Below are 11,285 nucleotides of genomic sequence, written 5' to 3' on the forward strand. Positions count from 1 at the left end.
GAGCCAGGCGGACAGGACGCTGACCCGAAAGCTCAAGGACGCGCTGGAGCTGATTGACGTGCGCACACTCGATCACATCATCGTGGCGGGTCAGGAGCAGGTGTCGTTTGCCGAGCTCGGGCTGTTATAGGCCAGAGGGGGGCTTCGGCCCCCCCTTCTTTTTTTGCGCGCCCACCAGAACGACAAGCGATGTCACAGCCGTCTGATCGAGCGCGAAGCTGAGGGCGACAATCTGCTCCCCGTTGCGCTGGTGGTGTGTCGGCATGCCGCTACAGCGTCATATCGAGCACGATGCGGCCCTCAATCTCACCCTTGTGCATGCGCGCGAAGATCGCATTGATGTTTTCCAGGCGATCCGTGGCGACAGTGGCGCCAACTTTGCCTTGCGCTGCGAACTCAAGTGACTCCTGCAGATCCAGCCGGGTGCCAACGATCGAACCACGCACGGTGATGCCATTGAGCACCATGCCGAAGATGTCCAGCGGGAAGTCCCCTGGCGGCAGCCCAACCAACGACATCGTGCCGCCACGACGCAACATGCCGGCGGCCTGGGCGAAGGCTTTCGGTGACACCGCAGTGACCAGCGCACCGTGTGCACCGCCGATTTCTTTCTTGATGAAGGCAGCCGGGTCTGTAGTGAGCGCATTGACCGTGAGGGTAGCCCCGAGGCGTTCAGCCAGGCGCAGCTTGCTGTCGTCGATATCGACCGCCGCCACGTTCAGGCCCATGGCCTTGGCATACTGCACCGCCATGTGGCCGAGTCCACCGATGCCGGAGATCACCACCCAGTCGCCTGGCTTGGTGTCGGTGACCTTCAGACCCTTGTAGACAGTCACGCCGGCGCACAGCACCGGCGCGATCTCAACGAAACCGATGTTCTGGGGCAGCAGACCGACATAGTTGGCATCGGCCACCACGTACTGGGCGAAGCTGCCGTTGACCGAATAGCCGGTGTTCTGCTGCGTTTCGCACAGCGTTTCCCAGCCGCCGAGACAATGCACACAGTGGCCGCAGGCCGAATACAGCCACGGTACGCCGATACGGTCGCCTTCGCGTACATGCGTGACGCCCGCGCCCACCGCCACCACGTGGCCGACGCCCTCGTGGCCAGGGATGAAGGGCGGCTCAGGTTTTACCGGCCAATCGCCCTCAGCGGCGTGCAGGTCGGTGTGGCAGACCCCACAGGCTTCGACCTTCATCAGCACCTGCCCAGGCCCCGGTCGTGGCACCGCGACCTCCTCGATCACCAGCGGTTGTCCGAAGGCACGTACCACGGCGGCTTTCATGGTTGTATCCATTGTCTGCTCCGTTTCGAGTGGGAAAATCTCAGCCTGCGCCAGCAAGGCAACAGACTGATTGACGCGGGTCAACGTCACCAGGCCGACCCGATGTACGGCGACGGGCGGCGACCCGGCCTAGAGCGGATCTCCGACCAGGTATGCGTGCCCCGGATCGACTTCGCACTCTCCGATACCACTCCAGGATTGACGAGCGCCCTGCTCACCTAAACGGATTTCCAAGCGGTTCTGTGCGCAATCAGCTGACGTGGTGAGCTGTGCAGCCTCGACAATGTCGTCGCTCCAGGCCGTGATCTGGTAGAGCCGGGCCTCTGCCATCAAGTCCTCGCCCTCGGTGTGCTGAAGCAGGTTGGCCTGCGCTTCTACACACAGCCCTGCGTGCCTGAAACAGCGGATTTCAACGGCGCCCGTGCCGGGTGGCACGTATCCGGCCAGCACATCCCAGGCGCCCCAGACACGTACTTCATCAGCATCCGCCATGATGTCCAGCGGTGGACGAATGACGTCTGGCACCTGTGGTGCCGCCCCCAGATAGAACCCGCCAAGGGCCGTACCCGCGCCCAGGGCGATCAGCACGAACGCCGCCTGTAACCCAAAATGCCGCATGTGCACCTCCTTGTGGCAGCCCGTCGATGGGTGCTGTCTCGACACATTAACCCAGCCCAGCATAGCCAAGTCTGGCGTGATTCACGGACATCGAGAAAAGCTCAGAGTCATTCGTTAAGGTGCACAGTACGGCGGAGATTGCCGGCAAAACGGCCGTTCTGATAATCAAGAAGACAGTCGGCAGGTGCGTTGACACAGCCGGCACGCATGAGACGTGACGCTCTGACAGTGTGCGACGCTCCTGCTAACCTCGCGCCTTTTAACCGCACGGATGCCCATGCTGCGCTATTTCTTGACCGCCCTCCTCTTCACGGCCCTTCCGGTAGCCGCCGAGTCGATTGACTGCCGTGTCATTGGTATCGCCGATGGGGATACCTTCAGTTGCCTGACTGCCCACAAGGATCAGGTGCGGGTACGACTGGGTGAAATCGACGCACCGGAATTGAAGCAGCCGTACGGCAATCGTGCACGGCAGGCCCTGTCAGGCTTGGTGTTTGGCAAGGACGTCACCCTCCACATCCAGGACCTCGACCGTTACGGCCGCACCGTAGCGCGCGTGACAGTTGGCAATACCGACGTGAACGCCGAGATGGTCAGAACCGGAGCCGCCTGGGTGTATCGCGACTACCTGAAGGACCGCAGTCTCTTGAATCTCGAAGCGGTGGCGAAGGAGTTCAAGCGAGGCATCTGGTCACTGCCGAAATCGGAGCAGGTGGCGCCTTCTGAATGGCGGCAGGCACAGCGAAGCGGCTCCACGTCGCAGCGTGCATCGATACGGCCTCCCTCGACGTCACCTCAGCAGAGCGGCTTCAACTGCTCGGTGATCAAGTCCTGCCGGCAGATGAGCAGTTGCGCCGAGGCCAGGTTTCAGCTTCGGACGTGCCGTAATCCGCGAATTGATGGGGATGGAGATGGGATTCCATGCGAGGCGATTTGTCGGTAAGCGCGTCGTTAGGTCTCGATCAATAAAAGCGCGGGCAGCTGGAAGAAGATGGAGACGGTGTCTGGGCCTGAGGGCGAGGTGTCGTGTGCAAGGCGTCACCCGCCAAGGCGGGCCGTGGCGTGCGGTGCATCGAGCCGGCAGGCCGTCTCGGCCCTGGGGCGCTCATCGCTGACGCTGGGATCTATGGCGATGGCTGGTTTCGGCCAGAAGCGGCCGCTCACTTCAGCCCGATGCTCGTCGAATTACGACAAGACGTTACCCGGGCTTGCCATAAGCTTTTCATTGGAGGCATTCCATTTCCCCGACATAGTTGTTGTGGCAGTTTTCTGCGTCGACTCAGGTTGCTAATCAGGTTATGCCCGTGTTCTGTCAGTCCGAGCAGCCGGATTGGCTGCCCTCGCCCGAGGTGGGTCGTCATCCCGCTTGAGCTCGCGCCGCGGGACCGCCAGCAGGAACGAATCGCTGGCAAGAGCGCTGCACATCCACAGCAGTCAACTCTTGGCGCAGCTAAAAGGTGGCGGCTCCGTTATAAAAAATGCAGTCTATAAACAGTGAGGGCAGTTACCGGGTGCTCACCGATTTACATCAACCACCACGCGCCCCCGGACTCTACCTTCGAGTAACCCGTGTGCAACCGGTATGGTTTCACTCAGGCCAACTTCATGAGTTATTTCATCCAATATCGACAGGTCCAGGTCGGTGCACAGGCGGCCCCAGGCCTCCACACGTTCCTTGTAGGGACGAGTGACACTATTAATACCAATCAGGCTAACCCCACGCAGAATGAAAGGCGCCACGGTCGCTGGGAAGTCCATGCCTTGGGCCAAACCGCACGCAGCGACCACCCCATCTGCGCGTGTGCCTGCGCATACGTTGGCCAGCGTGTGGCTGCCTACTGAGTCGATCGCCGCAGCCCAACGCTCTTTTGCCAAAGCACGCCCGGGATTGGACAATTCATTGCGATCAATGATGGTTGTTGCGCCCAAACGCTTCAGATAATCAGCTTCGGCCGGACGACCCGTCGCCGCAATGACCGAGTAACCTTTACGCGCTAACAGCGCGATGGCAAAGCTGCCAACTCCGCCATTGGCGCCTGTAACCAGCACTTCACCGCGCTCCGGCGTCACACCTTGGCGTTCCAGCGCTAACAGACAAAGCATTGCCGTGTAGCCTGCGGTTCCGATTGCCATTGCCTGGCGTTCGCTCAATGTCTCGGGCAACGGGATCAGCCATTCAGCTCGTAACTTGGCCTTCTGCGCCAACCCGCCCCAGTGCCCTTCGCCCACACCCCAGCCGTTAAGCAGGACTCGGTCGCCGATCTTGTAGTGAGGGTTGCTGCTGGCTTCCACGGTTCCGGCCAGATCAATACCGGGCACCATCGGAAACTGACGCACAACTGGACTGCCACCGCTGATGGCTAGCCCATCCTTGTAATTCAGCGTGCTGTAGACCACCCGAACTGTTACATCACCTTCAGGGAGCTGCGCTTCATCAAGGTCAGTCAAGCGAGCCCGAGAAGCCTCTGCATCTTTTTCGATAAGAATTGCCTTGAACATCATCAGCTCCTCATTTAGACCGATCGTCTATTAATTGTCGAAAAAACTCTACCTAGTGATGCCAGCGAGAAACCCAGCGGCGAAGACCTCCAGCGGCACCGCATCCCGTACCAGCCTGGCGCGCATTACGGCACCCTCCCAGCCAATCCAGAAGTATGCAGAGAGATCATCACAGTTGCTGCTTAGGCATATTTGCCGCTGGCTCGCCGCCTGACGTAAGCAATCCGCCAGACGCCTTTGCCAGTCGAGCAGAATATTCTCCAACTCGTTGCGGAAACTCTCAGGTAGAACAATAATCTCTTGACCGAGATTGCCGACCAGACAACCTCGGCGGAATTCGTGCTTCTTCATGCCCTCCTTCGCGTCGTCGACAAAATGGCGTATGCGGCGAAGCGGGAGCTCCGTCTCGTCGAGCAACCAACGATCCAATTTGCGACCAAAATAATCCGCATAGCGTTGTAACACTGCCTGCCCGAAGGCTTCCTTACTATCAAAATAATGATAGAACGAGCCTTTGGGTACGCTAACCCGCTTCAGCACAGCGTCGATGCCCGTAGCTGCAAATCCCTGTTCGGCGAATATTTCCATGCCGCAACGCAGTAGCAGCTCGCGAGTGTCACCATGCTCTCTTTGGGCACTAGGCGGACGCCCTCGGCGGGCATGAGTCTTAGCTATAGTCATGGCGTCTATATTAGACCGATCGTCTCTAATGTCAATTGAGCATGGGGCGGCGATATTGTTATGTGCCGCCAATGGGTGGATGACTGAAATCAGAGTTTTCGCCATTAGTGCAACCGCGATTGGTGGTCTGTTGAAGATGCTATATCTCGTGCAATACCCGGCCGACCATCCACAGTGAAGATCGAATTCAGGCCTTCACCTATTTGCTTTAAGGGGGGTTATTGCTGAGGGCGCGGCTGTTTTCTTATTGGGGTCAGTGACACTGCGACGCACAGAACGACTTGGCTGAGCATAGACGGCAGCGCTTATGGTGTTTATCGTGGCGGCGCTAGCTAGAAGCATCCTACCTGATACGACAGTACCTTCACTGCCATGACCTAACCGAGCTGCGCCTCATGAAACCGGCCCGCCATCAACGTACGCTGATTACTTGGGGTCTTTACCTCAGTGTTTTCATCGCCGGGCTGGCTTGTGCGTTTTGCCACGGACAAATGGCAGGCCACCAGCTTGCCGGGCCCAGCGTCGATCATCACGCCGCATCGCACTCCGATGGTCATGGGGGCAGCCATGGGCACGATCACAACCAAAGCGTTCAGGCGAGCCACGACAGCTCGTCGATGAACTCGGTCACTGGGGCTGGTTGCGCCATTGCAAGCCTGTTTGGCGCCGTCATGGTTGCCGCCCTGTTTGGTCTAGTAGGCCGGTTGCCAACAAACCCTGTCCGACCACCGTTTACGCCTGTACTACCGACGACGCCACGTTATCACTGGCCTCCAGCCAACCCTCGCGCCTCCCCACAGCTGCTTCCTGCTAACTAAGTTCGCCTTCACGACCTCGGCTTTTTGACGCCGGTGGCGGGCTTGTCGAATCAAAAATAAATTCAGGAAGCTCTTCATGTTTCGAGCAACAACCTTTGTGCTGCTTGTTGCCAGCGCTCCGCTTGCTTGGGCGCAAAACGACGCCCTTATGCTACCCGCAGATACCGTTACTGCTGACGCCGCTGAGCCCAACGAGGCCACTGGTATCAATCTGAACAGGGTCATTGATAGCGGCTCTCGCCTGAATCTGAGTGCCCGCGAAAATCCAGCATCGATCAGCGTAGCTGACCGAGCGACCATGGAACGCATCGGGGCGCGCAACTTTCAGGACGCTGCCAATGCCTTGCCTGGTGTGAATGCCTCGGCTCCGCCCGGTTGGGGCGGTTACGTGGCCTACCGTGGTTTCAATGGCGCTCAGATTGGCCAGTTATTTAACGGCATCAACCTGCAATACGGCGGCTCGGCCCGCCCCGTTGGCGCGTGGATCTATGATCGCGTGGAGTTGCTGGGCGGCCCGTCGTCCTTTCTTAATGGTAGCGGTGCGGTCGGCGGCAGCCTGAACTTCATTACCAAGCTGGCCAGCCGAGATGAGGACAGTGTTGAAGGCCGGCTAAGTTATTCGCGCTACGACACATGGGAAACCGCCATCGGCCTCAATCAGGCCCTCAACGAGGGCGACGGGCCGCGCCACTATGCGCGTCTGGATTACAGCCGTACCCATACCAATGGCTACATCGACCGTCAGGAGAACGGTTCCGGAAACCTGGCCTTCTCGCTGCTCAGCGACATCAACGATCAGCTCTCGCACACGTTGGCTATCGAATACTTGGAGGAAAAGGAAGACAGCCCGTATTGGGGTACGCCGGTGCTGCAACCGCTGAGCGGCACGTTGCACATCGACAAGCACAACCGCTTCAACAACTACAACGTCGAGGATGGTCGGTACGAGCAGCGCACCCGCTGGCTGCGCTCGATTACCGAATACCGTTTTGACCACGCCACCCAGCTGCGCAATACGTTCTACCACTACAAGGGCAACCGAGATTACCGCAACCTCGAACGCTACCGGTACGACGCGGATAATATCGAGGTAACGCGGTCTGCCGCCTATAGACAACGGCATGATCAAGAGGTGAACGGCAACCGTCTCGAACTGACTCATGCCGGCGAGCTGCTCGGCCTGAACAGCGACTGGGCCTTTGGCCTGGAGTACAGCCGTAACCAGCAGACCAACTATCCGCTATCGATCTCGGCGGACTTCGATACGGTTGATCCGAATGGTTTCGATCCGGGCGATTTTCTCGACATACCCGGCATGGACGCCCCGCGCACCAAGGGCCGCAGCACGTGGACCGATACCTCCTCGGCTTTCGTTGAGAACCGCACACGTCTGACCGATCGCCTGGCGCTGATCACCGCACTGCGCTATGACCATATCGACTTCGATGTGGTTGATCACGCGGGCAGTAATCAACTGGATCGACGCTGGGATGCTTTCACCGGGCGTATCGGGCTGGTCTATGACCTGACCGAGGCCGTCAGTCTCTACACCCAGTACAGCACCTCGGCCGAGCCGCCGGGCGGCACCCTCACCAGCGCGAGTATCGGCCAAGTTGACGGCCTTGATCTGAGCACCGGTCGCCAGGTCGAGATCGGTACCAAGTTCGACATCCTCGATGGACGCGGTTCGGCCACGGCAGCGGCTTACCGCATCGTGCGCAAGAATGTCTCGGTGCCGTCCTCCAGCGTGCCGAACACCACCGAACAGGCGGGACAGCAAACCTCTACCGGTATCGAGCTGGCCGCTTCGTTCAAGGTTACGCCGCAGTTGCTCGCTGCCGGTAACGTCACCTGGGTGCGCGCCGAATACGACGAGTTCAACGAAACTGTCAGTGGCATGGTGATTTCACGCAAGGGCAAGAACCCGGTGAACATTCCTGATCGTGTCGCCAATCTCTGGTTGACCTACGATGTGGCGCCCGACTGGAAGGTGGGTGCCGATGCGCGCTACGTCTCGTCGGTATATGCCAATACCGCCAACACCATGTGGGTGCCGTCCTACACGGTCTACGGGTTGTTCCTCAAACACGATCTGGACGTCCACACCGAACTGAGCGCACGTCTGCGTAACGTCACCGACGAGGTCTACGCCCGCTTCATCCACCAGAGCAACACCCAGTACTACCTGGGTGAGCCGCGCAGCATGGAAATGGCTGTGCAGTGGCGCTACTGATGGCACTGAAACGCCAGCTCTACCTCTGGCATCGCTGGCTGGGCATCGCGCTATGCCTGCTGATGGCGCTGTGGTTTGTCTCCGGGGTGGTGATGCTCTATGTCGGCTACCCCAAGCTGACCCCGAGCGAACGCCTCGGACACCTGCCGGTTCTGCCGACTGCATGCTGCGCCGAGGTGCCGGCGCAGTGGGCGCAGACACCGCTGCAGCGGCTGCGCCTGACCAGCTTGGGAGGGCGACCGTTCTACTTGCTGGAACTGGACGACGGACGCAGATTGACGCTCGATGCTCGCAGCGGCAAGCCGCTCGAGCGAGCAGATGAGGCCTGGGCGCTGGACAGCGCTAGGCAATATGCCGGCGAGGCGCCGCTACTGTACGGCGGCCAAACGGAGGAAGACGTTTGGACGCGCTCGCGTAGCCTGGACGAGCATCGACCCTTGCACCGAGTTGTGGTCGGGCAGACAGAGCCGTACTGGCTTTATCTGTCCGGCAAGACCGGCGAGGTGGTGCTGGATGCCAGCTTGCAGGAGCGCCGCTGGAACTGGCTGGGGGCCTGGCTGCACTGGCTCTATCCACTGCGGGGCGGCTTCGGCTTCGACAACGGCTGGCGTGTGCTGGTGATCGGTTTATCCCTGCTCGGCACGGCTATGGCCGTGCTGGGTATGGTGGTCGGCGTGCTGCGCTGGCGGCTGCGCAAACCCTACCGCAATGGCTCACGCAGCCCTTATCCATCAGGCTGGCTTCGCTGGCACCACATTGGTGGACTGCTGTTCGGGATGGTGCTGGTAGCATGGATTTTCAGTGGTTTGATGTCCATGCGTCCATGGAGCGTGACCGACAGCCGCTCACGTCTCGATGCTACAACGATGCAGGGCGGGGCACTGCAGGCCGCGGATATCTCGATCTCCGTCGCGCGGGCGCTGAACCTGATAGGCGCAGAACTAAACCCCGTAGAGGTGGAATGGCGCCGTATGGATGGCAGTACCTATCTCGTGGCGCGCGACTCGTCCGGCGATAGTCGCATCTTGCTGGGCGATAGAATCATTCGACAGTTTCCGCCTGAGCGGCTGCTCGCTGCGGCACGGGCTATGGCGCCCTCGATCTCAGAACAAACGGATTGGATCGAGCGCTTCGACACCTACTACTTTGCCCGCGACGCGCAGAGCATGTATGGCTCCCTGAACCGGCCGCTTCCGGTACTGCGGGTGCGTTTCGATGATCCAGAGCAAACCTGGATTTACCTGGATCCTGCCAGTGGTGAGATGGTCGCGCGTCACGATCAGCGGCAACGAGTCGGACGCTGGCTGTTCAACTTGCTGCATAGCTGGGATGTTCAGCCGCTACTGGAGCGCCCGCGATTGCGTGAGGTTCTGATCATTGCTTTCAGCCTTGGCGGCCTGATCATTTGCCTCAGTGGCACAGTGTTGGGATGGAGGCGTTTGCAGCGCCAACGCAAACGACAACGCGACGTGCCGCGGAAATAGGATGGAAAACAAACCCGAGAGCTAAGCATTCTGTCTGCCGAGTAGTATTGGTGCTTGGCTCAGGTCGTCTCGAATGGCCGCTTTTGGCCGAATGCCGCCATTGACCCCACCAGACTCTGCTTTTACCCCACCACATTCCGAAAACTCGCCCGGTAGTCAGTAGGCTTCAGATGCACGTGCTGGCTCAGATCGCCGGGTAGCGTGAAAAGGCGCGGACCGTCTCGAAATTGGAACACGCGATACAGATGGAACTGATCGCCCGTTTCCTTTGAAAACTCGAGCTCGTTGTGGCTGACCAGGAAAGACGAGCCAACCCCGCCGTTGGTGGTTTTCACCTCGATGAAGCGCTCACGGGCGTCATCTTCGAACGACAGGATGTCGAAGCCTGCACCGTCTCCTTGGGAGTCGGACACCCAATCCAGTCGCTGAAAAAGCTCCGGATGGCCGAGTTCGGTCAGGCGTTGGTGCTCGTAGCCAATCACCCACTGCTCCCCTGCCCGGCCCAGCTTGCGGTTGGCTTCATCGCGAGCGGCATAGTCGAACTTTCGCGGTAGGCGTTGCCGAAGGGATGCCGAGGTACGCACGAGCACTTCACGGGCGGGCGGTTCTACCAAAGCCGCCTGGTAGGTTTTGTCACCCGGAAGTTTTACCTCCTCCAGGGCATCGAAAAGGGCGCCGACCGTCTGCTGATGTTCCAGAACGTAGGCGTGTACGGATTTACGCAGCAGCAGTTGGCTGTTGCCCCGTGGCTTGTAGCCGTTGATATAGGGTAAGCCCAGGGCATCAAGTACGGCGCTGATGTTCTGGTGCTTGAGCTCGACAGAGGACTTGCTGCGGCCGTTCAGCTGTTGGCGCAGTGCCTGGTTGTGCTCGGACTTGTTGTACGGCTCCCCAGCCGCCTCGGCGCGCAGCATGTCGAAATAGTCTTCGACCGTGGCCAGGACCTCTTCTTCGGTCCAGTCTTCGCCGATACGAATGATGCGAAAACCGAGGTTGGTCAGTGCCGGAACGACGGTCGCCTCGCCACCCGAGAAACTGTCGGCAGTCAGTGGGCCCTGCTCGGGAAACTGCTTGCCGAAGGCGACACCGGCGATGGCCTTTGAATCGCAATCGACGCCAGTTTTTGGGTCACGGACCAGGAAGTCGCGCGACTTACCGAACCCATAGCGCGCCAGGAATTTGGTGCGGCCTAGTTGCACGAACTCATCCATCGCAGCTTGTACGGAAGCGGGGCTTCGCAGTTGGGAGAGCTGAGACACAGGGTCCTTCCTTTTTGTCATGGTGTGCCGGGGACCGCGGAGCCACGAGATTACGAGTAGCCCCTGAACAGAAACGTCCCGACAAAAGCCGTGAACGCCACCAGGCCCATTAAATCCCTTGCGTACTTGCAGCCCGTGCTGTCCAAGTTTGTACCAGGTCCGATCAACACGCTCCAACCATTGAGGTACGAAAACACCGCCTGGCCGAACAAAAAATGCGTGATGGCCGCCGCAGCCATGACGCCGGAATCGTCAGACAGGCTGTAGCTGTTGACCAGGACCGCAATCAGCATCAGCGCTAGGATCTTGTATCGAAACGGGTACAAATAAGTTTCGATTTTAGACTTCTTCATTTCGTCTTCTTCTCGACCGTTAACTGCGTGTTCCTGGTCGCTGCTGCGCCTACC

12 protein-coding genes are annotated in these 11,285 nt (G+C 59.5%); 5 read left to right on the top strand and 7 right to left on the bottom strand.

The window, feature by feature from the left end; genetic code table 11:
• On the top strand, positions 1-130 hold a 130-nt coding region (locus tag NAV32_RS16230; protein WP_272890317.1), incomplete at its 5' end, for a JAB domain-containing protein.
• A 139-nt stretch (positions 131-269) separates the two neighbouring features.
• On the opposite strand, the gene adhP is transcribed toward NAV32_RS16230, so the two are convergent.
• Positions 270-1,298: an alcohol dehydrogenase AdhP gene (gene adhP / locus NAV32_RS16235; protein WP_003298049.1), complete on the bottom strand. Its 1,029-nt coding sequence runs from the start codon at positions 1,296-1,298 to the stop codon at positions 270-272.
• A 117-nt stretch (positions 1,299-1,415) separates the two neighbouring features.
• The gene (locus tag NAV32_RS16240; RefSeq protein WP_256053837.1) at positions 1,416-1,904 is read right to left on the bottom strand and encodes a hypothetical protein; all 489 of its coding nucleotides are present in this window, start codon (positions 1,902-1,904) and stop codon (positions 1,416-1,418) included.
• Positions 1,905-2,181: 277 nt separating this feature from the next.
• Between NAV32_RS16240 and NAV32_RS16245 the strand changes: the two genes are divergently transcribed.
• On the top strand, positions 2,182-2,847 hold the full coding sequence (locus NAV32_RS16245) for a thermonuclease family protein (RefSeq protein ID WP_256053838.1): 666 nt from the start codon (positions 2,182-2,184) through the stop codon (positions 2,845-2,847).
• 572 nt (positions 2,848-3,419) lie between these two features.
• Here NAV32_RS16245 and NAV32_RS16250 read toward each other — a convergent pair.
• The 3 genes from NAV32_RS16250 to NAV32_RS16260 all read right to left on the bottom strand — a co-directional run bounded on the left by NAV32_RS16250 (position 3,420) and on the right by NAV32_RS16260 (position 5,689).
• Positions 3,420-4,403, bottom strand: coding sequence for an MDR family oxidoreductase (locus tag NAV32_RS16250; protein ID WP_256053839.1), 984 nt, complete (start codon positions 4,401-4,403; stop codon positions 3,420-3,422).
• A gap of 48 nt (positions 4,404-4,451) precedes the next feature.
• A complete protein-coding gene (locus NAV32_RS16255) occupies positions 4,452-5,084 on the bottom strand; it encodes a TetR/AcrR family transcriptional regulator (protein ID WP_256053855.1) in 633 nt (210 codons plus the stop codon).
• A 377-nt stretch (positions 5,085-5,461) separates the two neighbouring features.
• Positions 5,462-5,689 (bottom strand): hypothetical protein, encoded by a 228-nt coding sequence (locus NAV32_RS16260; protein WP_256053840.1) that lies wholly within the window; start codon positions 5,687-5,689, stop codon positions 5,462-5,464.
• Here NAV32_RS16260 and NAV32_RS17695 point away from each other — a divergent pair.
• From NAV32_RS17695 to NAV32_RS16270, 3 genes are all read left to right on the top strand, one after another.
• Positions 5,576-5,902: a DUF2946 domain-containing protein gene (locus NAV32_RS17695; RefSeq protein WP_423836443.1), complete on the top strand. Its 327-nt coding sequence runs from the start codon at positions 5,576-5,578 to the stop codon at positions 5,900-5,902. The genes NAV32_RS16260 and NAV32_RS17695 overlap by 114 nt on opposite strands.
• Positions 5,903-5,978: 76 nt before the next feature.
• Positions 5,979-8,135, top strand: a complete 2,157-nt coding sequence (locus NAV32_RS16265) for a TonB-dependent receptor (protein ID WP_256053841.1) — start codon at positions 5,979-5,981, stop codon at positions 8,133-8,135.
• A gap of 5 nt (positions 8,136-8,140) precedes the next feature.
• A complete protein-coding gene (locus NAV32_RS16270) occupies positions 8,141-9,619 on the top strand; it encodes a PepSY domain-containing protein (protein WP_256053856.1) in 1,479 nt (492 codons plus the stop codon).
• A 122-nt stretch (positions 9,620-9,741) separates the two neighbouring features.
• Here the strand turns inward: NAV32_RS16270 and NAV32_RS16275 are convergent, their stop codons facing one another.
• Together NAV32_RS16275 and NAV32_RS16280 are read right to left on the bottom strand one after the other, a co-directional pair.
• Positions 9,742-10,878 (bottom strand): protein NO VEIN domain-containing protein, encoded by a 1,137-nt coding sequence (locus NAV32_RS16275; RefSeq protein WP_256053842.1) that lies wholly within the window; start codon positions 10,876-10,878, stop codon positions 9,742-9,744.
• Positions 10,879-10,928: 50 nt separating this feature from the next.
• On the bottom strand, positions 10,929-11,231 hold the full coding sequence (locus NAV32_RS16280) for a hypothetical protein (protein ID WP_423836442.1): 303 nt from the start codon (positions 11,229-11,231) through the stop codon (positions 10,929-10,931).
• Positions 11,232-11,285: the final 54 nt, after the last annotated feature.

This window comes from Stutzerimonas stutzeri (genome assembly GCF_024448695.1).
GTDB lineage: Bacteria > Pseudomonadota > Gammaproteobacteria > Pseudomonadales > Pseudomonadaceae > Stutzerimonas > Stutzerimonas stutzeri_T.